This is a genomic window from Microbacterium sp. K27 (assembly GCF_004794435.1).
GTDB lineage: Bacteria > Actinomycetota > Actinomycetes > Actinomycetales > Microbacteriaceae > Microbacterium > Microbacterium maritypicum_A.
In genome coordinates, this window is sequence record NZ_SSDK01000033.1 from 149,101 (window position 1) to 169,907 (window position 20,807).

The following is a 20,807-nucleotide window of genomic DNA, read 5'->3' on the forward strand; positions in this document are numbered from 1 at the left end:
TTCTCGGATGCTCTCCGCCGACGACCCGCTGCCGCTCCGGCCGGAGCGGGTTCTGGTGGCGGGCGTCTCCGGCTCGGGGAAGACGACCCTGTCGCGGCGTATCGGCACGATGTGGAGCCTGCGCCACGTCGAGATCGACGGTCTGTTCCACGGACCGAACTGGACTCCTCGCCCCGAGTTCCTCGACGACGTGCGCGCCTTCGCGTCCGACGACCGTTGGGTCACCGAGTGGCAGTACACGAGCAAGGGCACGGATGCGATCCTCACGCCGCGCGCGCAGCTCGCCGTCTGGCTGGACTATCCGCACCGCGTCGTGCGCGCCCGTCTGATCCGGCGCACGCTCGCCCGCGGCATCCTGCGACTCGAGCTCTGGAACGGGAACCGCGAGAAGGGACCGTGGAACCTGCTGAACCGCGATCCCGAGGAGAACATCCTCGCGTGGCAGACGGCGACGCTCCACAAATGGAGCGAGCGGTTTCCGGCCCTGCAGGAACACTTCCCCCACCTCGTCGTCGTGAGGCTGCGCCATCCGCGGGAAGCCGAGAGGTGGCTCCGGGCTCAGGCCGAGGCCTCCGGCGTGTCGATCGCGCCGCCGAAACGACGATCGCGCGACAGGTAGATACCGATGGCGCGCCACAGCTCCTCACGCGAGAAATCGGGCCAGAGGGTGTCGAGGAACACCATCTCGGCGTAGGCCGACTCCCACAACAGGAAGTTCGAGGTGCGTTGCTCCCCCGAGCTGCGCAGGAACAGGTCGACGTCCGGCATGTCGGGCACATACAGGTTCCGGCGGATCATCTTCTCGGTGATCGCCTTCGGCTTCACCCGCCCGGCGGCGACATCCTCGGCGATCGCCCGCATCGCATCGACGAGCTCCACCCTGCCGCCGTAGTTCACACACATGGTGAGGGTGAGCACGTCGTTGTCACGAGTGAGCTGCTCGGCGTGCTGGAGCTCCTTGATGACGCTTCCCCACAGACGCGGCTTGCGTCCGGCCCAGCGGATCCGCACGCCCCATTCGTTGAGCTGATCACGGCGTCGGTGCAGCACGTCGCGGTTGTATCCCATCAGGAAGCGGACCTCCTCGGGAGAGCGCGCCCAGTTCTCGGTCGAGAACGCGTACACGGAGAGATGCTTCACCCCGGCCTGGATCGCGCCGGCGACCACATCGAGAAGCACCTCCTCCCCTGCCTTGTGACCTTCGATCCGGTTGAGACCCCGGCGGTTGGCCCAGCGGCCGTTGCCGTCCATGACGATCGCCACGTGCTCCGGCACGGCCCGGAACGCAGGGGGATGCACGCCGGTCCAGTCCAGCGGGCGATAGGCCACGGCGTCCTTGTGCGTATACGGCTTCGGGCTCACCGTTCTCCTTCCGAAGGGATGTCGGACACGTGGGCGAGGGAGCGGATCCCGCGTTCCAGATGCCATTGAGCGTAGGCGGAGACCAGGCCGGACGCAGCGGCCGTGTCGGCGGGCGAAGACCCGTCGATGACGTCCCACTCGCCGGCGATCAGCGCCCGGAGCAGCGCCAGGGTCTTCTCGGCGACGCGGGGGCTCCCGGCAGGGGCGCAGTTCTGGCAGACCAGTCCGCCCAGCTGCGCGACGAACCGGGAGTGCGGACCCGGAGTGCCGCAGCGCGCGCATTCGTCGAGGGAGGGCGCCCATCCGGAGAGGGACATCACCCGCAGCAGATACGAGTCGAGGATGCTGCGGGCGACATGCTCTCCGCGGGACAGCGCACGCAGCCCGCCGACGAGGAGCAGGTACTGGTCGGGCGTCGCCTCCGAGTCGCTCAGGCGATCGGCCGTCTCGACCATCGCGTTGGCCGCCGTGAACCGGTCGTAGTGCGCGGCGATGTCCGTTCCGTAGGAACCGAGCGACTCGGCCTGCTGCACGATGTCGAGCGAGCGGCCTTGATACAGCTGCACGTCGGCGACCATGAACGGCTCGAGTCTGGCCCCGAACTTCGACGAGGTCCGGCGCACGCCCTTCGCGACCGCGCGAACCTTGCCATGACGCCGCGAGAGCATGATGACGATGCGATCCGCCTCACCGAGCTTGTGGGTGCGCAGGATCACCGCTTCGTCTCGATAGGTGGGCACCCTCCGATTATCCTCCGTGCGCGAGAATGGAGGCGTGACCGAACCGCTCTTCACCATTCCGCTGTGGGCGGACCTCCTCGGCGTCGGCCTCGGTGGCGTCCAGGGCGCGATGTTCGCATCGGGGTTCCAGGGGCAGCGTCGACTCGACTGGCTCGGCGTCTCGATCATCGGCATCATGATCGGGATGGGTGGCGGTCTCATCCGCGACATCCTGCTGGGACAGACGCCCGCCACCCTGCAGAATCAGTGGTATCTGGTCACCGCCGGCGGGGCGGCCCTGCTCGGCATGCTGCTCGCGGGCCTCTTCACCCGGCTGAACACCGTGATCGTGGTCCTCGATGCCGTGGTGATCGGCATGTTCGGCGCCTTCGGGACGAGCAAGGCCCTCGCATTCGGGATCCCCGAAGTCCCGGCGGTCTTCATCGGCGTCTGCGCCGCGGTCGGTGGCAGCGTGCTCCGCGACATGCTCATGGGGCTTCCGACCGCGATCATGCACGTCGGTTCGCTCTACGCGGTCGCCGCGGGGGCAGGATGCACCTTCATCGTGATCGCCGTCGCCCTCGGAATGCCGATCACTCTCGCGGCGGTCATCGGCATCGCCGTCACCGCCGTCATCCGGGTCCTCGCCGTCACGTTCGACGTCTCCCTGCCCGAGCAGCGGCGCATCTACCGCCGCAAGGTGGCCGCAGAGACCGGCGCGATCGCGATCGTCAAGCCCAGCGCCGACCTCTGAGAACCAGCACGACACGCTCTCAGCGCGGCGAGGAATCCGAGACGATGCCGGCGAGCCCGTCGATCAGCCGTGCCACACCGAAGTCCCATGCGACGTCGGCGTCGTAGGGGCCGTCCATCGCTTCGCCGGCTGCTTGACCGACCGCCTGAGCAAGGGGGAAGTCCGCGCCGAGATATCCCGTCACGCGCGGCGCGGCGTCGGCCCAGAACGGCCCGAAGCGCTCCCGCTCTGCACTCCCGCGCATTCTCGCCGCCGTCGCCCTCACGAAGTCGAGGACGAAGGACAACGCCGCGTCACGCTCGACAGCAGACAGTCCGGCGTCATCGAATGCCCGCAACTCGCGGTCGTACTTCGCTATCGTTCCCGGACCCACGACGACTCGAGCATCATCGACGTCCAGCAACCACGCATGGGCGCGGAACAGGGCGAGATTCTCATCGGCCACGCGACGCACGCGGGCTCGCCACCCCGCTCCGTCCGCCGGCGACGTCGCCATCCTCGCGTGCGCCTCGTCGACCATCAGGACGAGCAGGTCCGCCCGACTGTTGACGTGCGTGTAGACGGACATCGCCGTGAGGTCGAGCGACTGCGCCAGCGCACGGATCGTCATCGCCTCGGCCCCACCGGCGTCCGCGAGTTCGATCGCCCCGGACACCACGGCGTCGACGGATACGCGAGAACGCGGCCCGCGATGCCCGTCCGCTCGCTCGGACGCGTCCTTGCGCCAGAGCAGGTCCACGAGATTCTTGGCCATTTCGGAATACCCTCCCGCGTCGACGACTTAACTCTATACGTTGTACGTAGTTTATGACAGGAGAACTGTGAACATCACTCAGACCGCCATCTCGCTCAACGTTCCCGACGTCGCCGCCTCGGCGTCCTTCGCCAAGACCCACTTCGGCTTCGAGGAGGCGATGTCCGCCGAGGGATTCGTCTCCCTGCAGCACCCGGACTCGCCACCGAACATCATCTTCCTCGAGACCGGACTGAGCACGTTCCGCCCGCAGGAGATCTCCGGCTCCGCAGGGGAAGGCACCCTGGTCGTGTTCGTCGTCGACGACATCGACCGGGAGTTCGCGCGCATCTCCGACGCCGGAGCGCGGGTCATCACTCCCCCGGAGACCGAGCCGTGGGGTGAGCGCTACTGCCAGTTCGCCGATCCGAACGGTCTCGTCTGGCAGCTGGTGCAATGGGTCGCATAGCCCCCTGACCAGAGGTGCACACACAGACGACGGCGGCCGGGGTCCTCGGGGGATTCCGGCCGCCGTCGTCGAGACGCGTCGATCAGACCGCCGCGAGCTCCTGCTGACGCGTGCGGATCGAACGGTTCACACCCGACACGATCGCCTTGAGGGACGCGGTCGAGATGTCGCCGTCGATGCCGACGCCCCACAGACGCTGATCGCCGACCTGCAGCTCGACGTAGGCTGCCGCCTGCGCGTCGCCACCGGCGCTGAGCGCATGCTCGACGTAGTCGTACACCGTGATGTCGAAGCCCTGCCCACGCAGCACCTCGACGAAAGCGGCGACAGGCCCGTTGCCGTTGCCGGTGACGGACACCTGCTGATCGTCGTCGCGCAGGACCACGTCGAGGGCGACGTCGCCGGACATGTCACTGCGGGTCTGCGTGGCGAGGAGCTCGAAGCGTCCCCACTTCGCCGCCGTGTCGACCGCCGGAAGGTACTCGTCGTTGAAGATCGACCAGATCTGCTCGCTCGTGACCTCTCCACCCTCGGCATCCGTCTTCGCCTGCACGACGCCCGAGAACTCGATCTGGAGCTTGCGGGGCAGATCGATCGCGTGGTCGGCCTTCAGCAGGTAGGCGACACCGCCCTTGCCGGACTGCGAATTCACGCGGATGACGGCCTCGTAGGAGCGACCGAGGTCCTTCGGGTCGACGGGCAGGTACGGTACGGCCCACTCGATGTCGTCGACCGTCACACCCTCGGCCTCGGCACGCACGGCCATGGCTTCGAAGCCCTTCTTGATCGCGTCCTGATGCGATCCGCTGAAAGCGGTGAAGACGAGGTCGCCCGCCCACGGGCTGCGCTCCGGCACCGGCAGCTGGTTGCAGTACTCGACCGTGCGCTTGACCTGGTCGATGTCGCTGAAGTCGATCTGCGGGTCGATACCCTGCGTGAAGAGGTTGATGCCCAGCGCGACGATATCGACGTTGCCCGTGCGCTCGCCGTTGCCGAACAGGCATCCCTCGATGCGATCGGCGCCGGCCATGTAGCCGAGCTCAGCCGCTGCGATCGCGGTACCGCGGTCGTTGTGCGGGTGCAGCGACAGGATCACGTTCTCGCGGTGCGCGAGGTGACGGCTCATCCACTCGATCGAATCGGCGTAGACATTGGGCGAGGCCATCTCGACCGTGGCGGGCAGGTTGATGATCACCTTGCGGTCGGGAGTGGGCTCGAAGACCTCGATCACCTGGTTGCAGATGTCGACGGCGAACTCGAGCTCCGTGCCGGTGTAGCTCTCGGGCGAGTACTCGTAGTAGACCTTCGTGTCGGGGATGGTCTTCTCGAACTGCCGGCACAGGCGCGCCCCCTCGAGCGCGATGTCGATGATGCCCTGTTTGTCGGTGCGGAAGACGACCTCGCGCTGCAGCACGCTCGTCGAGTTGTACAGGTGAACGATGGCCTGCTTGGCGCCGGCGATCGACTCATAGGTGCGCGCGATGAGGTGCTCACGCGCCTGCGTCAGCACCTGGATGGTGACGTCGTCCGGGATCAGGTCCTCTTCGATGAGCTGACGGACGAAGTCGAAGTCGGTCTGGCTCGCCGAGGGGAAGCCGACCTCGATCTCCTTGTACCCCATGCTGACGAGCAGCTCGAACATCACGCGCTTGCGCTCGGGCGACATCGGGTCGATCAGGGCCTGGTTGCCGTCACGGAGGTCGACCGCGCACCAACGGGGCGCCTTGGTGATGCGGGCGTCGGGCCAGGTGCGGTCAGGCAGGTGGACGTTGATCTGCTCGTGGAACGGCCGGTACTTGTGGATCGGCATAGCGGACGGGCGCTGAGTGTTCTGCATGATGGGGCTTCTTCTCTTCGTCAAGATGAACGGGCCAACACAAGCGCCGCGACGAGGAAGGCCCTAGCTTTAGGACTCGTCGCGGCAGCTAAGAAGAAGCAGACCGCCGAAAGGCATGAGGTCATGCTAGCAGGGATGCGATCGCGGTACCGACGTGTCTGAGACGATCCGGATCCCACCGACACTCGTCGGTATGAGCACATCGCAGCGTCGCCTGTCCATCGCCGCCGCCTCAGGCGTCGCCCTCCTGTTCCTGAGCGCATGCACGACGGGCCCCGGCACCTCGCCGGCGCCGACGAGCACGACGGCGTCATCCGAGCAGCGCATCGAGGACGCCCGGCCCGATCTCCCCGAAGGGCGCGTGATCGGGGTGGGTACGGTGCTGGACGTGGGTGGCGACGTGCAGCTGTGCATGGGAGCGATCATGGAGTCGTCTCCTCCGCAATGCGACGGCGTCCCCGTCGACGGCTGGTCCTGGGACGACGTGGAGGGTCGCGAGTCCAGCGGGGAGACGACGTGGGGTGCATACGCCGTGTATGCCACCTACGACGGCGAGCGACTCACGAACACCGATCCGCCGATCATGCTCGCACTCTTCGACCCGATCGCCCCGGAGGATCCGACGGACGGTGTCGACGGCACGACGCCGCCCGGAGAACTCAGCCGCATCCAGGACGACATCTCGGCCCGCCTCGGGGATGAGGCGGTCACGCTCCGCACCGATCGCGGTTACGTGTGGCTCGATGTCGTCTGGGATGACGGGACGATCCAGGATGCCGCGGACGCGGAGTACGGAGACGGTGTCGTGATCGTGACGTCCGCGCTCCGGGAGATCGACTGAGCGCCCGCCGTCGTGTGCGATCATTTCCACATGCATAGACCTCCGGTCGCGATGCGATGAGAATCGAGTTGCTCATCGGCGGGTTCGCCATCCTCATCGGCATCCTCGCGTCGATCCTGTCCCGGCAGACCACCGAGCTCATCATCGCGGGGAACTACGTGATCGGATCACATCGCGGATCCGTGGCGAATGCCACGCAACGACCATGGATGACACGACTGATCGGCATCGTTTTCGTGATCGTCGGAGCAGCCCTCGTGGTGTACGGCGTCGATGACGCGCCTGGTCCCCGCCCCGCTCCTGCTGAGCAGTGGGAGCTCATCCTGCCGCTCGTGTCCTCGGGTGTTCTGGGAGCCTTCGGGCTCGGCGTCCTCGCCTCACGACGCCGCCTCACCGCCCTTGCCGCCGAACGGTTGAAGGTGAATGGTGCTGAGATCTATGAGGGCGATCAAGCGGAGAGGAGTGCCCGCATGATCGTGTTGACGTTCGCTATCTGGATCTTCGTCGTCTCCGCATTGATTTCTGCGGCCGGGATCATCTTCTACCTGCGGGCCTGAGCCGGAGGACGCTGAAGCAGCGGACACACATCGGACAGACAACGCCCCTGCACTAGGGGATCAGAGCGATCTTGCCGCCGGGATGGCCGGTGGCGAGAAGCCGATGCGCCGCCGGTGCGTCGGCCAGGGGGAAGGTGCGGGCCAGAGGGACCACGAGATCGCCGTTCTGCGCCAGCGCGACCAACTCTCCCCGCACCTCGTCGCGGAAGCGGGCGCTCTGAGGCATCGACCCGGCGATGAAGCGGATGCCGTCACCCTCCGCGCGACCCGCGGCGGCTATCGTGACGATCCGTCGACGGTCGGTGACGAGTTCGAGGGACGCGTCCACGGCTTCCCGCGTTCCCGCCGTGTCCAAGGCCGCAGCGATCGGAACATCCGCAAGGTCGCGGACGCGGCCGGAGAGCCCGGGGCCGTACTCCACAGGGACGCCCCCGAACCTTCGGACTTCGCCGAAGCGGGCTGGGCTCGCCGTTCCGATGACGCGGATGCCGCGGAGCCGCGCCTGCTGCAGCACGCTCACGCCGACGGCGCCGGAAGCGCCGTGGAGAAGGATCGTCTCCCCTGGTGCCGCAGCGGTGACGGCGAGCATCTCTGCGGCCGTGGTGCCGACGAGCAGCAGATTCGCGGCCTCGGGGTGCGTGAGCGTCGACGGCTTGGCGAACACCTTCTCGGCGGGCACGGTGATCTCGGTCGCGTAGCCACCGCGCACGCGGAAGGCGATGACCTCGTCGCCGATGTCGACGGCCCCCGAGCCGGTCCGGCTGTCCGCGCCGATGGCCGAGATCTCCCCCGAGACCTCATACCCGATCGGGACGGGCAGCTCGATGCCCGTGCGGGGAGCCGCGACATGCTTCGCGTCTGCGGGGTTCACCCCCGCGGCGAGGACACGGATCGTGACCTCGCCGGGCTCGGGAGTGCGCAGCTCATGCTCGACGAACGCCCAGGTCTCGGGCGGGCCCCACACCGGCGCGGTCCACTGCCACGCGCGGAACGGATCAGTCGAGGCCACGGCGCGCGATGCTTCTCAGAGGACGCAACGCAGGTTCGTGACGGTGCCCGATACGTTGGACCAGTTGCCCGCGTAGATGGTGGCGAGCACCGATGATCCGTTTCGCGCCTGCATGTAGCCGGAGGTCCGTGCATTCGCGGCTGACCTGGTCACGAAGCTCGCTGGCACGGCGTTGACGCTGCACGAGCTGAAGCTCAGGATGCTCCCGCCGAGTGACGCGAGATTGAATGCGCAGGTCTTGCCGGTCGCGCAGCCGCCGACTGTGCGCGCGGAGATGCTGGACGCGCCGCGGATCTGCAGCTCCATGCCGAGGTCGGGCCACACCGCTCGCGTCGCATCGATGACGATGCCGCCCGGCACCTCTTCGAGCATCGCGGTGACGGCAGGATCGACCTCACGATCGCCCGGGTCTGCGGCCATCGCCGGAGTCGCTCCGAAGGCGACGAGCAGCCCGAGGACGATCGCCGCGAGAGCAGTCGAGCGCTTCATCGGAACACATCCTCCTCCACGTCCCACATCTGATACGAGATGATCGAGCCCGCAGCGAAGAGCTCGTCGGCGATCAGCACGGTGCGCTCCACTCCGACGATCCTTCCCGTGTCGCGGGACACCAGCACCACGTCGCTCACCGCCCCGTCGGGCGACTGCACACGGATGCCGTCGACGGGTCGCCCCAGCCGATCCGTCGTCGTTCCGAGCGCCTGACCGCCGCCGGCTTCCTCGAGGAGGAGCAGCAGCTCGCGGTGCTGCGCATTCGTCAACGTCCATTGGCCGAGGACGGAGGTGAATGCGGTCTCCACGTCGAATGCCGTCGGGTCGTCCGGCATGCCGAACGCACGGAGCATCGCCACCATGTCGTCGTGCGCCTCACCGGGCACAGCGGTCCAGGGAGTGGTGAAGTCCCCCGGTGCCATCACCAGATCGTTGACCACTCTTCCGCTGCTGGTGACCTCTGCAGCATTGCTCGCCGCCGCGTCCGAGGGGTCGTACGGAACACCGTCGATGGTGGTCGCACGTCCGGAACCGTCCGGTTCCCACGTGAGCGTCGAAAGCTGGGGAACGACGGTCGTGGTCTTCGAATCGACCTCGACGTTGAACCCCCATGAGGCGGCCCTGACCGATCGCACCGGCTCACCGGGACCGGGGCTCTCGGCGAGGCTCGCTTCGGCCCCGTCGACGACCTGAGCGACAGTGACCGAGCCGTCGAACTCGAGCGGTGCCGGCATCCCGGCCACCGCCGCCCCCTGCGGGGAGAGCACGGCGAAGGCCAGAGCCGCCGAGGCTGCGACCGCGGTCAGACCGGAAGCCCAGCCGAGTGCACGCCGACGGCGACGCCTCGGTGCGGTGCTCGTGCGGAGGATGCGGTCGCGAGTCGCGAGGGCCCGCGCGTCGGGCGCAGCGTCACGTGGAGTCGGTGCGGGATCGGCATCGCTCAGCATCCGTTCGAGCACGGCGTTGTCAGTCATCACCCGTCGTCCGCCCCTCCAGGCCCAGCTCCGCACACAGGCGATCCTGCGCGCGTCCCAGCGTCTTCCGCACTCGCAACTCGGAAGCGCGCAACAACTCCGCGATCTCCCCCACCGTGAGTCCGTCCCAGTACGTGAGCATGATGATACGCCTCTGACCTGGAGTGAGGACAGCCAAAGCCCGCAGGACCGCGAGGCGACTGTGCTGATCCGGTCCGCCCTCTTCGCCGGAGAGCCCCAGATGCACAGCGTCGAGCGCACCGTAGGGCGTCGACGCCCGGCCGGAACGAGCCCGCAGCCGCCGATCCGTCGCCCGCAACAGCCAGACACGGCTCGGCGGTCGTGCAGGTCTGAGCTTGGTCCAGGCGAGCAGGAACACTTCGGAGACGATCTCGGTGACCTCGTCCTCCGCGCCGACGACGCCCTCGATGTGATGCCGCACTGCTGCCCAGTGCTCATCGAACACTCGGGTGAAGACCTCGTTGCGCAGCGGATTCGGGTCTTCGCTGCGACCACTCATGTCGCCGGGGTCGGCGGCCTGCCCGCCGCCATCGACGTGATGCCGGATGTCATCTCAGAATCCGAGCCTGCCGAGCTGCTTCGGATCGCGCTGCCATTCCTTCGCGACCTTCACATGCAGCCCGAGGAAGACGCGCGTGCCGAGCAGCTCCTCGATGCCGACGCGCGCTCGCGCCCCCACCTCGCTGAGTCGCTTGCCCTTATGCCCGATGATGATCGCCTTCTGACTGTCGCGCTCGACCACGATCGAGGCGTGCACGTCGGTGAGGTCCGTGCCCTCACGGGGCGCGATGTCGTCGATGACGACGGCGATCGAGTGCGGGAGCTCGTCACGCACCCCCTCCAGGGCGGCCTCTCGGATCATCTCGGCGATCCGATCCTCCTGCGACTCGTCCGTCGTGATGCCCTCCGGATAGAGTGCCGGCCCCTTGGGCATCAGCGTCAGGATCTCGTCCGAGAGCACGTCGAGCTGCTCGCGCGTCAGGGCGGACAGCGGGATGACAGCGGCCCAGTCCTCACGCAGCGAATCGACCTCCAGGAGCCGCTCGGTGACCTCATCACGAGCGGCAGCGTCCATCTTCGTCACGATCGCGATCTTCTTCGCACGCGGGTAGCCATCGAGCGAGGCGGCGATCCGTCGATCCCCCGGACCGACCTTCTCGTTCGCGGGCACGCAGAAGCCGATGACGTCGACGTCGCCCAGCACCTGCTCGACGAGATCGTTCAGCCGCTCGCCGAGCAGCGTGCGCGGCTTGTGGATTCCAGGGGTGTCCACGATGACGAGCTGACCCTCGGGACGGTTCACGATGCCGCGGATCGCCCGACGCGTGGTCTGCGGCTTCTCGCTGGTGATGGCGATCTTCTCGCCGACGAGGGCGTTCGTCAGCGTCGACTTCCCGACGTTGGGGCGGCCGACGAATGTCACGAACCCGCTTCGAGTATCGTCAGTCATCGTCTCGATCTCCTTCATCCTGCGAAGCGTCGGGTTCCCCCGCCGCACGTTCCACGAACACCGTCGCGATACCTCTGCCACGGCCGCGCGACGCGCCGCCCGTGAGAACCAAACCTTCCACGGTGGCCGTTGCACCGGGCTGCGGAACCTGTCCCAGCGCTTTGCCGAGCAGCCCACCGATCGAGTCGACATCCTCGTCCTCGAGCTCGAGACCGAAGAGATCGCCGACGTCCTCGAGCGAGAGGCGGGAGCTCACGCGGTATCGTCCGTGACCGAGATCGACGAACTCCGCCGACACCTGATCGTACTCGTCCGAGATCTCGCCGACGAGTTCCTCGATCAAGTCCTCCAGCGTCACCAAGCCCGAGATCCCGCCGTGCTCGTCGATCACCAGACACACATGCACGGCGTCGCGCTTCATCTGCTGGAGGAGGGTCTCGGCGCGCATCGACTCGGGGACGAAGGTCGCCGGGCGCGCGATCGGCCGGATCGAGGCCGCGCGCCACGCGCTGTCGTCACGATAGGCGAACTGCACGAGGTCCTTGAGATAGAGCACGCCGACGACGTCGTCCGCATCGTCATCGACGACGGGCATGCGCGACACACCCCGGTTCAGGAACAGCGACATGGCCTCATCCGTCGTCGCCGTGGCATCGACGGTCACCATCTCGGTGCGGGGCACCATCACGGCGCGGACGAACTGATCGGTGAAGTCGAATACCGAGTGGATGAGATCGCGGTCGTCCTCCTCGATGAGGTCGTTCGACGCCGCCTCGTCGACCATGCTGAGCAGCTGGTCCTCACTGGTGAACGAGCTGCGGCCGGTACCCGGCGTGACGCGGTTGCCGAGCACGACGAGTCCCTGGGCGAGGGGGCCCAGGAAGATACGGAGTCCACGCACGACCGAGGCCGTGCCGCGGATCATGCCCTCAGCGTGCTGGCGCCCGAACGAGCGCGGGCTCGCCCCCACGAGAACGAAGGTGATCGCGGTCATCAACAGGGCGGCGGCGAGCATCGCCCACCAGTTGTTCTCGATCAGGATGGTGAACGCCACCGTCACGAGCACGGCGGCCGTGACCTCTGCCAGCACGCGGATGAACGCCACGGCGTTCACGTGCGCATCGAGGTCCGCGGCGATGCGACCCAGAGCCTTGGCCCTGCGCCCTTCCGTCGCCATGTCGGCCAGACCCGCCCGTGAGGTGACACCGTATGCCGCATCGATCGCGGACATGAGACCGCCGAAGGCCACCAGCAGCACGGCGGCGATCAGCAGGAGAGCCGCGGTCATCGCCGGCGTTCAGCTGCGGCGAAGCCCTGGATCAGTTCCTTCTGCAGCCCGAACATCTCACGCTCCTCGTCAGGTTCGGCATGATCGAATCCGAGAAGGTGAAGCAACCCGTGCGTGGTCAGCAGGATCAGCTCGTCCATCAGAGTGTGTCCCGCGGCCTGCGCCTGCGCTTCCGCGACCTGCGGGCAGAGGACGATGTCGCCGAGCAGACCGGGAGCGGTCGGGCGATCCTCGGTACCGGGGCGCAGCTCGTCCATCGGGAAGCTCAGCACGTCTGTGGGACCGGGCTCATCCATCCACTGCACGTGAAGAGCCTCCATGGCGCCCTCGTCGACGAGAACGATCGCCACCTCGGCGTCCGGGCTCACGTGGAGCTGTGCGAGGTTGAAGTCGGTCAGTCGCTGCAGCACGGTCTCATCGACGTCGATGGCCGACTCGTTGTTGATCTCGATCATGAGAGTCCTCGTTTCGGGGCGCGATCACGCGGTCCTGGTCGTTGCGCTCCTCGGCGCTCGGCACGATTGGCGAACTCGGCCGCCTGTTCGCGCTCGAACCGCTGCGCGGTGCGCTTCTCGTCGTACTCGCTGTACGCGTCGACGATGCGGCCGACGAGCGAGTGGCGCACCACGTCATCGCTGGTGAGGCGGGAGAAATGGATGTCGTCGATTCCGTCGAGCACACGGGTGACCAGACGGAGACCGGATGCACCCTGCGGAAGATCGACCTGCGTGATGTCGCCGGTGACGACCATCCGCGTGCCGAAGCCGAGGCGCGTGAGGAACATCTTCATCTGCTCGGGAGTCGTGTTCTGCGCCTCATCGAGCACCACGAAGGAGTCGTTGAGGGTGCGGCCGCGCATGTAGGCGAGCGGGGCGACTTCGATCGTGCCCGTCGCCATCAGTCGCGGCACGATCTCGGGGTCCATCATCTCGTTCAGCGCGTCGTACAGCGGGCGCAGGTACGGATCGATCTTGTCCGTGAGGGTGCCGGGGAGGAACCCGAGCCGCTCCCCCGCCTCGACGGCGGGACGGGTGAGGATGATGCGGGTCACTTCCTTGCGCTGCAGGGCCTGCACCGCCTTCGCCATCGCGAGATAGGTCTTGCCCGTACCGGCGGGACCGATGCCGAACACGATCGTGTTCTCCTCGATCGCGTCGACGTACTCCTTCTGACCGAGGGTCTTCGGACGGATCACCTTGCCACGGGTGGTCAGGATCGCCTCGCCCAGCACCTCGCTCGGACGCGGTCCGCCCTCCTGACGCAGCATGCGCGCGGAGCTCGACACATCGCTCGGGGCCAGGTCGTGCCCCGCCCTCGTCATGGCGAGGAGCTCGTCGACCAGCGCTTTCGCCTTCGCGACCGCATCGGTGCTGCCGCCGAGCGTGATCTCGTTGCCGCGCACGAGCACCTGGACGCCGGGGTGCTCCTTCTCGAGCATCCGCAGAAGCCGGTCCTGGGGCCCGAGCAGCTGCACCATCGCGACGCCGTCGGCGTAGATCTTCTCGACGGCCTCGGGAGGCTGACCTCCCCGGCTGCGCTCCTGGGGTTCGTGGTTCTCAGGCACCGACGCTCTTCTCGGTCAATCCGCCGCCCAGCACATGCGCGTGGACGTGGAACACGGTCTGCCCGGCGTTCGCGCCGGTGTTGAAGACGAGGCGGAAGTCGCCGTCTTCGGTGTGCTCCGCGGCGAGCTCCCCCGCGAAGGCGATCATGTCGGCCAGCAGAGTGGCATCCCCGGCAGCGAGCTCGGTCACGTCGCGGTACTCCGCGGTCTTCGGCACCACGAGCAGATGCACGGGCGCCTGCGGCGCGATGTCGCGCAGAGCGAAGAGGCGGTCGGTCTCGCCGATGATCTCGGCAGGGATCTCCCCGTTCAGAATGCGCGTGAAGATCGAGGGTTCCGTCATGCCGTCAAGTCTACTGACCACAGGGCGCTCGCAGTCCGGTGCCCGTAGGCGGCAGGGCGAGTCGCGTTCACCATCGGCCGAGTGCGACCGACAGCACGGCGATCGCGGCAGGCCCTGCCGTCGAGGTGCGCAGCACGGTGTCGCCCAGGAGCACCCGCTCGGCCCCCGCCTCCGTCAGGCGGTGGAGCTCCTCTTCGGAGATCCCGCCTTCCGGCCCAACGACGATCACCAGGTCTCGGCCGTCCGTCACGATCTCGGACAACCGCTCGGGGGCCGTCGGGTCGAGGAGCAGAACACGCTGCGAGCTGACGCGCTCGGCGAGCTGCTTCGTCGAGACCGGCGCGGCCACCTCCGGGACCCACGCGCGGTGCGCCTGCTTCGCGGCCTCGCGCACGATGCTCGCCCAGCGCTCCCTCCCCTTCACCGCCTTCGGACCTTCCCAGCGCGACACGCTGCGACTCGCCTGCCAGGGCACGATCTCGTCGACGCCGAGCTCGCACGCGGCCTGTACGGCGAGCTCATCGCGATCGCCCTTCGCGAGCGCCTGCACCAGGACGATCCGCGGACGGGGCGCGGGACGCTCGACGCGCTCTGCGATGCGCACGTCGACGCGAGCGGGCGACACCTCCTCGGCGACACCGGCCAACCACACTCCGGCACCGTCGCCGACCGTGACGGCCTCGCCGACGCGAAGCCGTCGTACGACGGCCGCGTGCTTGGCTTCGGCTCCGGTCAACGACACGATGTCGCCGACTCCGGCATCGGTCGACGAGTCGACGAGGAAATGCAGGGCCATGGTCAGTGGCTGCGGAAGCGGTCGCGGAGCTTCGAGAACAGTCCCTGTTGGAACTGCGCGAGCTGGGGCTCCGGCGACTTCGTCTTCTTGGCGAAGTCCTCGATCAGGGCCCGCTGCGCGGAGTCCAACCTGGTCGGGGTCAGCACCTGCACGCCGACCCGCAGATCGCCGCGCTGCGTGCCACGCAGCGGAGTGATGCCGCGGCCCTTGATCGTGAGCACGTCGCCGGACTGCACACCGGCACGGATCTCGAGGTCCACCTCACCGTCCAGTCCCTGGATCTTCGTCTCCGTGCCGAGGATCGCATCCGTCATCGACACCTCGAGCGTGGCGAGCAGGTCGTCGCCCTCACGGCTGAACGCCGCGTGCGGGTTGACCGTCACCTCGACGTACAGGTCTCCGTTCGGTCCGCCCGCCTTGCCGACCTCGCCGGAACCGGGAAGCTGCAGACGGAGCCCCGTCTCGACGCCGGCCGGGATGTCGAGCGACACGGTACGGCGCGAACGCACGCGGCCCTGGCCACCGCACGTGCCGCAGGGGTAAGGGATCGTCGTGCCGTAGCCCTCGCACGTGCCGCAGGGCTGAGAGGTCACGACGTTGCCGAGCAGGCTGCGCACCTGACGCTGCACGTGACCGGAGCCACCGCAGATGTCGCAGGTGACCGGAGAGGTGCCCTCCTGGCAGCAGGATCCCTGACACGTCTCGCACAGCACCGCGGTGTCGACGTCGATGTCGCGGTGCGCACCGAACACCACATCGCCGAGGTCGAGGGTCACGCGGACGAGGGCGTCCTGGCCACGCTCGCGACGCGAACGCGGACGCGCGCCACGTCCGCCACCCTGCGAGGCCCCGAAGAACGTCTCGAAGATGTCGCCGAAACCGCCGAAGCCGCCGAAGTTCCCTGCCGCACCGTCTCCGCCGCCCATGTCATAGCGCCGGCGGGAGTCGTCGTCGCTGAGCACGTCGTACGCATGTGTGACGAGCTTGAACTTCTCCGCCGCGTCCTCTCCCGGGTTCACATCCGGGTGCAGCTGCCGGGCGAGGCGCCGGTACGCCTTCTTGATCTCATCGGTGGAAGCGTCTCGGGACACCCCGAGAACCTCATAGTGGTCCGCCACAATCGCCTTTCTTGCGTGTGTCTCGGTGGCGACCGCGTCAGCGGCCGGCCTCGTCTTCATCGAGCATCCGCGACAGGTAGCGGGCCACGGCCCGCGCTGCGGCGAGGTTGCTCGGGTAGTCCATGCGCGTCGGTCCCATCACTCCGACGCGCGCCGTGCCGCTCGGGGCGGCGTAGTTGCTGGCGACGATCGACGCCTCGCCCAGGCCGAACGGGGCGTTCTCCGTGCCGATGCTCGCGGCGAGTCCGTGCTCGTCAGTCACCATCTCGCTCATCAGACGCAGGAGCGTCACCTGTTCCTCGATGGCTTCGAGGAGGGGGTGGATGCTGCCGCGGAAGTCCTGCTCCCGGCGCGCGAGGGTCGCCGCTCCCGCCATCACCAGTCGCTCCTGGCGGAAGCCGCCGAGTTCGTCGACGATCACCGCAGCAAGCGTGCGCAGCACGGCATCCTGGGGCTTCTCCTCGGCGACCAGCAACGCCTGCAGCCGATCGGATGCCTCCCCGATGCCCTGACCGGTGATCGACGCGGACAGCCGTGCGCGCAGCACAGCCATGTCAGCGTCGTCGATCGGCTCCGGGAGGACGGCCATACGCTGCGAGACCCCGCCGGCATCGGTCACGAGCACGATCAGAAGCCGGTTCGGCGCGAGCGCGACCAGCTCGACGTGCGTGACATGCGCGCGGGCGAACGAGGGGTACTGGGCGAGCGCGACCTGGCCGGTCAGCTGTGTCAGCACCCGCACCGTTCGCGCCATCAGGTCGTCGAGGTCGGCCGGCTCGCCGAGGAAGGACTCGATCGCCGAGCGCTGAGCCGACGAGAGCGGTCGCAGCTGGGCGAGGTGGTTCACGAAGACGCGATAGCCCTTGTCGGTGGGCACACGGCCGGACGAGGTGTGCGGAGCCGTGATGAGCTCTTCGTCCTCGAGCAGCGCCATGTCGTTGCGGATCGTCGCCGCCGAGACGCCGAACGAGTGCCGGTCGACGATGGAGCGGCTGCCGACGGGTTCGTGGGTCTCGACGTAGTCCTGCACGATCGCTCGGAGAACCTGGAGTCCTCGCTCTGTGACCATCGCCCTTCCCTTCCGCTGGCACTCGGACGTTCAGAGTGCCAATCCTACCCCGTGCAGCTCGGGATTCTCCGTACCGCGGGCGCACGACCCTAGGATGACGCTCATGACCACCTCGCCCCTGGCCACCCTGTCGAACGGCCTCGTCCGCGGCACCGAGGAGGCCGGGGTGGTCCGCTACCTCGGCATTCCCTATGCCCAGGCTCCGTTCGGGGAGAACCGCTTCCGCGCACCGCAACCCGTCCCGGCCTGGGAGGGCGTGCGAGAGGCGACGCAGTTCGGGCCGACACCACCCCAGGTCCCCTACGCCGGAGCGATCGGCGAGCTGCTGGGATCTGTGCGCATCGACGGCGACGACATCCTCACCGCGAACGTGTGGGCTCCCGCTGATGCCTCTGGCGCGCCCGTCCTGCTCTGGATCCACGGCGGCGCGCTCGAGCGAGGGACCGCCGCGCTACCGCTGTACGACGGCACCGTGTTCGCCACGGCAGGCCTCGTCTTCGTCTCGATCAACTACCGACTCGGTTCGGAGGGCTTCTCGGTGCTGGACGGCGCCCCGCGGAATCTCGGCCTGCGCGATGCCGCCGCCGCTTTGGAGTGGGTGCACCGAGAGGTCCAGGCGTTCGGCGGCGACCCGGCGCAGATCACCGCCATGGGCGAGTCGGCCGGTGGCGCGATCGTGGCCGGTCTCCTCGCGCGGGACACCTCCCGTGAACTGATCAGCCGCGCGATCATCGAGTCCGGCCCACTTCGCGCCCAGACCGCGCGGAAGGCAGGAAGAGTGACCGCGCAGATCGCGAAGCGACTCGGTGTGCGGGCCGACCGTGAGGCCTTCGCCGCGCTGACACCCGACCAGCTGCTGGACGCACGCACGGCGCAATCGGCGGGATCGTCACCCCTCGGCGGGGCACCGGGGTTCCAGTTCGCGATCGACGCCGAGAGCCTTCCCCGCTCGCCGCATGAGGTGCTCGGGGAGATCGACACCCCGCTCCTCATCGGCAGCAACACCGACGAGTATCGGCTCTGGTTCCCGCCGGAGGCGCTGGCCGCCATCGGCGGGATGAAGCTGCAGGCCGCACGGCTGCTGTCACGCATCCCCCGGCGCGCGGTGACCGCGTACCGATCCGCATTCCCCGACGCGAGCACCGGGGAGATCTTCGGGCAGCTCGTCACGGACATGATGCTGCGTGCGCCCCTCAGCCGTGTGGCGGCGGCCCACCCGGACACGACCTACGTCTACGAGTTCGCCTGGCCGAGTTCGGTGCGTGACCTGCGGGCGGCCCACGCACTCGAGCTCGGGTTCGTGTTCGATCGGCTCGATGATGCCGAGGCCGAGCGACTGGCGGGTCCCGATGCTCCGCGCCGGCTCGCCGCCGAGATGAACGCCGCCTGGGTCGGGTTCGCGACCGCCGGAGACCCCGGGTGGCCCGCCTATGGGCCGGACCGCCGGACGCGTGTCTTCGATGCGGACAGCGCGACGGTGACGCAGCGGCGGACAGCGGGCATGGATCTGCTTCCCGGATGATTCCGAGAAGGAATCAGTCGGTCAGCTGGCGGACCACGGCATCCGCGAGAAGACGGCCCCGCAGTGTCAGTTGGATGCGCCCCTGCAGCGCTGCAACGGGGTCGACGAGCCCGTCGGCCATGAGCCCGGCGACCCTGCTCCGGTTCGCACTCGGCACGTCGTCGACGGCGATGCCCTCACGGATACGACTGAGCAGCAGGATGCGCTCGAGCGTGCGCGACTCCTCGTCCGGGCGCTCGGTGCCGGCTGCCGGAGACTCGGATGCCGAGAGACGCTGCGCGTACGCGGCCGGGTGCTTCACGTTCCACCACCGCAGGCCGGCGACGTGGCTGTGCGCACCAGGACCGAAGCCCCACCAGTCGCTCCCCCGCCAGTACGCGAGGTTGTGCCGCGACCGGCGATCAGGCGTGCGCGCCCAGTTGCTCACCTCGTACCAGTCGAAGCCACCGTCGGCCAGGCGCGCATCGGCGAGCTCGTACATGTCGGCCTGCAGGTCGTCGTCCGGCGTCGGCACCTCGCCGCGGCGGATCTGGCGGGCCAGCTTCGTACCGTCCTCGATGATGAGCGCGTACGCGGAGATGTGATCGGGTTCGAGCGCGAGGGCAGCATCGAGAGAGGCCTCCCAGTCGGACAGCGACTCCCCCGGTGCGCCGTAGATCAGATCGACGCTCACGGCGAGACCTGCATCCTTCGCGGCGGCGACGGCGGTGCGCACGTTCTCGGGGCGATGGGTGCGATCGAGCGCGGCGAGCACATGGGGAACGGCGGACTGCATCCCCACCGACATCCTCGTCACCCCGGCGTCCGCGAGAATGCGGGCCACCTCAGGTGTCACGGTGTCGGGGTTCGCCTCCACCGTGACCTCTGCACCCTCGGCCAGGCCGAACGCGTCGCTCGCCGCGTCGAGCATGCGTGCGAGGTCATCCGCGGGAAGAAGGGTGGGCGTACCTCCGCCGAAGAAGACCGTGTCCATGGGCCGCTGTGCCCCGGCGTCGTCCAGCACACGACGGGCGAGGGCGATTTCGGAGATCAACGTGGATGCGTAGTCCTCCTGCTTCGCCCCGCGCAGCTCGGTCGATGTGTACGTGTTGAAGTCGCAGTACCCGCAGCGCACCGTGCAGAACGGAATGTGCAGGTATGCCGAGAACGGAACGGCCGTGTCGATCGCGAGGTCGGACGGCAGGCGCCCGTCCGCTGGCGCGGGATCTCCGAGGGGAAGCGGTCCCGCCATCAGAGCGGGGTCGCGTAGAGCGGAGAGATCGCCCGGAGGTAGCGCGCGAAGAGCTCACGACGACGACGCTTCACGAGCGCGGGAATCGTGCGGTAGAGAAGACCGTTGGGCGCATCGAAGGCCCGGACGGTGAACCACACCTCGTCGTTGTCTTCACGCCAATCCACGTCGAACGACTCCTCGCCGCTGACGACCGATCCGCCGACCGTGCCCAGGACGAACCCGACACGTCGGGTCTCCTCGGTGACGGAGATCACGCGCAGCTCGGAATCGGCGCGCATGCCGGCGACGCGTCCGCGAAGGTGCAGGGTCATCCCCGCCCCGACGAACGGCATCCCCTCGGCGTCGTACCGCGGCTCGACGTCTCGCTTGCTCGGAGCGATCGGGTTGCCTTCCGCGTCGAAGCTCACTCCGGCGTAGGCAGGTCCCGGCGCGGGTCGCACGTCCTCGACCGAGAGGCCGGCCGCACGCTGCGCCGTCCACGACAGAAGCGCTTCGCCAGCCGTCTGGAACCGTTCGACCCCACTGCCGATGCGCCAGGATTCCTCCGCCGGGATGCTGCGCTCCGGTGGGTACTGCATCAGGTCGGGCGCATGGGTCGCACCCACGGCCGCATAGTCCACCGTGTCGTCTCGGAAAGTCCCGCGCCGCATGACTT

Annotated in this window: 24 protein-coding genes; 6 read left to right on the forward strand and 18 right to left on the reverse strand. The window is 68.1% G+C overall.

Going from position 1 to position 20,807, the window contains the following annotated elements:
* Positions 1-7 precede the first annotated feature (7 nt).
* Positions 8-619 carry a hypothetical protein gene (locus DW307_RS06055; protein ID WP_021198585.1) on the forward strand — a complete coding sequence of 204 codons (612 nt, stop codon included), beginning with the start codon at positions 8-10 and terminating at the stop codon, positions 617-619.
* Here the strand turns inward: DW307_RS06055 and DW307_RS06060 are convergent.
* Positions 559-1,362 carry an isoprenyl transferase gene (locus DW307_RS06060; protein WP_136024293.1) on the reverse strand — a complete coding sequence of 268 codons (804 nt, stop codon included), beginning with the start codon at positions 1,360-1,362 and terminating at the stop codon, positions 559-561. The genes DW307_RS06055 and DW307_RS06060 overlap by 61 nt on opposite strands.
* Complete coding sequence (recO, locus tag DW307_RS06065; RefSeq protein ID WP_021198583.1) at positions 1,359-2,102, reverse strand: DNA repair protein RecO; 744 nt, start codon at positions 2,100-2,102, stop codon at positions 1,359-1,361. The genes DW307_RS06060 and recO overlap by 4 nt, the downstream gene beginning before the upstream one ends.
* 34 nt (positions 2,103-2,136) lie before the next feature.
* On the opposite strand from recO, the gene DW307_RS06070 reads away from it, so the two are divergent.
* Entirely contained in the window at positions 2,137-2,835 is a 699-nt protein-coding gene (locus DW307_RS06070; RefSeq protein ID WP_021198582.1) for a trimeric intracellular cation channel family protein, read from the forward strand.
* Positions 2,836-2,854: 19 nt separating this feature from the next.
* Here the strand turns inward: DW307_RS06070 and DW307_RS06075 are convergent, their stop codons facing one another.
* Positions 2,855-3,589 (reverse strand): TetR/AcrR family transcriptional regulator C-terminal domain-containing protein, encoded by a 735-nt coding sequence (locus tag DW307_RS06075; RefSeq protein ID WP_136024294.1) that lies wholly within the window; start codon positions 3,587-3,589, stop codon positions 2,855-2,857.
* Positions 3,590-3,656: 67 nt separating this feature from the next.
* On the opposite strand from DW307_RS06075, the gene DW307_RS06080 reads away from it, so the two are divergent.
* Positions 3,657-4,037 carry a VOC family protein gene (locus tag DW307_RS06080; protein WP_029260223.1) on the forward strand — a complete coding sequence of 127 codons (381 nt, stop codon included), beginning with the start codon at positions 3,657-3,659 and terminating at the stop codon, positions 4,035-4,037.
* An 82-nt stretch (positions 4,038-4,119) separates the two neighbouring features.
* On the opposite strand, the gene leuA is transcribed toward DW307_RS06080, so the two are convergent.
* Complete coding sequence (gene leuA / locus DW307_RS06085; protein WP_029260222.1) at positions 4,120-5,874, reverse strand: 2-isopropylmalate synthase; 1,755 nt, start codon at positions 5,872-5,874, stop codon at positions 4,120-4,122.
* Between the two features lie 193 nt (positions 5,875-6,067).
* Between leuA and DW307_RS06090 the strand changes: the two genes are divergently transcribed.
* The gene (locus DW307_RS06090; protein WP_029260221.1) at positions 6,068-6,715 is read left to right on the forward strand and encodes a hypothetical protein; all 648 of its coding nucleotides are present in this window, start codon (positions 6,068-6,070) and stop codon (positions 6,713-6,715) included.
* A gap of 56 nt (positions 6,716-6,771) precedes the next feature.
* Positions 6,772-7,272: a hypothetical protein gene (locus tag DW307_RS06095; RefSeq protein ID WP_136024295.1), complete on the forward strand. Its 501-nt coding sequence runs from the start codon at positions 6,772-6,774 to the stop codon at positions 7,270-7,272.
* 52 nt (positions 7,273-7,324) lie between these two features.
* Here the strand turns inward: DW307_RS06095 and DW307_RS06100 are convergent, their stop codons facing one another.
* The 12 genes from DW307_RS06100 to hrcA all read right to left on the reverse strand — a co-directional run bounded on the left by DW307_RS06100 (position 7,325) and on the right by hrcA (position 17,396).
* A complete protein-coding gene (locus tag DW307_RS06100; protein ID WP_205810404.1) occupies positions 7,325-8,281 on the reverse strand; it encodes an NADP-dependent oxidoreductase in 957 nt (318 codons plus the stop codon).
* 15 nt (positions 8,282-8,296) lie between these two features.
* Positions 8,297-8,770 (reverse strand): hypothetical protein, encoded by a 474-nt coding sequence (locus DW307_RS06105; protein WP_136024296.1) that lies wholly within the window; start codon positions 8,768-8,770, stop codon positions 8,297-8,299.
* Entirely contained in the window at positions 8,767-9,747 is a 981-nt protein-coding gene (locus DW307_RS06110; RefSeq protein WP_136024297.1) for a hypothetical protein, read from the reverse strand. The genes DW307_RS06105 and DW307_RS06110 overlap by 4 nt, the downstream gene beginning before the upstream one ends.
* Positions 9,740-10,267, reverse strand: coding sequence for an RNA polymerase sigma factor (locus DW307_RS06115; RefSeq protein ID WP_021198573.1), 528 nt, complete (start codon positions 10,265-10,267; stop codon positions 9,740-9,742). Before DW307_RS06115 ends, DW307_RS06110 begins: the two co-directional genes overlap by 8 nt.
* Positions 10,268-10,321: 54 nt before the next feature.
* Positions 10,322-11,218 (reverse strand): GTPase Era, encoded by an 897-nt coding sequence (gene era / locus DW307_RS06120; RefSeq protein WP_029260215.1) that lies wholly within the window; start codon positions 11,216-11,218, stop codon positions 10,322-10,324.
* Positions 11,211-12,506, reverse strand: a complete 1,296-nt coding sequence (locus tag DW307_RS06125) for a hemolysin family protein (RefSeq protein WP_021198571.1) — start codon at positions 12,504-12,506, stop codon at positions 11,211-11,213. Before DW307_RS06125 ends, era begins: the two co-directional genes overlap by 8 nt.
* Positions 12,503-12,961, reverse strand: coding sequence for an rRNA maturation RNase YbeY (gene ybeY, locus DW307_RS06130; protein ID WP_021198570.1), 459 nt, complete (start codon positions 12,959-12,961; stop codon positions 12,503-12,505). Before ybeY ends, DW307_RS06125 begins: the two co-directional genes overlap by 4 nt.
* Positions 12,958-13,983 (reverse strand): PhoH family protein, encoded by a 1,026-nt coding sequence (locus DW307_RS06135; protein ID WP_208323627.1) that lies wholly within the window; start codon positions 13,981-13,983, stop codon positions 12,958-12,960. Before DW307_RS06135 ends, ybeY begins: the two co-directional genes overlap by 4 nt.
* Positions 13,984-14,062: 79 nt before the next feature.
* Positions 14,063-14,413, reverse strand: coding sequence for a histidine triad nucleotide-binding protein (locus DW307_RS06140; RefSeq protein WP_021198568.1), 351 nt, complete (start codon positions 14,411-14,413; stop codon positions 14,063-14,065).
* 67 nt (positions 14,414-14,480) lie between these two features.
* Positions 14,481-15,209, reverse strand: coding sequence for a 16S rRNA (uracil(1498)-N(3))-methyltransferase (locus DW307_RS06145; RefSeq protein WP_136024298.1), 729 nt, complete (start codon positions 15,207-15,209; stop codon positions 14,481-14,483).
* Between the two features lie 2 nt (positions 15,210-15,211).
* Positions 15,212-16,327 carry a molecular chaperone DnaJ gene (gene dnaJ / locus DW307_RS06150; RefSeq protein WP_029260212.1) on the reverse strand — a complete coding sequence of 372 codons (1,116 nt, stop codon included), beginning with the start codon at positions 16,325-16,327 and terminating at the stop codon, positions 15,212-15,214.
* A 37-nt stretch (positions 16,328-16,364) separates the two neighbouring features.
* The gene (hrcA, locus tag DW307_RS06155; RefSeq protein ID WP_029260211.1) at positions 16,365-17,396 is read right to left on the reverse strand and encodes a heat-inducible transcriptional repressor HrcA; all 1,032 of its coding nucleotides are present in this window, start codon (positions 17,394-17,396) and stop codon (positions 16,365-16,367) included.
* Positions 17,397-17,499: 103 nt separating this feature from the next.
* On the opposite strand from hrcA, the gene DW307_RS06160 reads away from it, so the two are divergent.
* Complete coding sequence (locus DW307_RS06160; protein WP_240750525.1) at positions 17,500-18,918, forward strand: carboxylesterase/lipase family protein; 1,419 nt, start codon at positions 17,500-17,502, stop codon at positions 18,916-18,918.
* A gap of 13 nt (positions 18,919-18,931) precedes the next feature.
* Here the strand turns inward: DW307_RS06160 and hemW are convergent, their stop codons facing one another.
* Positions 18,932-20,149: a radical SAM family heme chaperone HemW gene (hemW, locus tag DW307_RS06165; RefSeq protein WP_136024300.1), complete on the reverse strand. Its 1,218-nt coding sequence runs from the start codon at positions 20,147-20,149 to the stop codon at positions 18,932-18,934.
* Positions 20,149-20,802 carry a DUF1990 family protein gene (locus DW307_RS06170; RefSeq protein ID WP_017830360.1) on the reverse strand — a complete coding sequence of 218 codons (654 nt, stop codon included), beginning with the start codon at positions 20,800-20,802 and terminating at the stop codon, positions 20,149-20,151. Before DW307_RS06170 ends, hemW begins: the two co-directional genes overlap by 1 nt.
* Between the last annotated feature and the right edge of the window lie 5 nt (positions 20,803-20,807).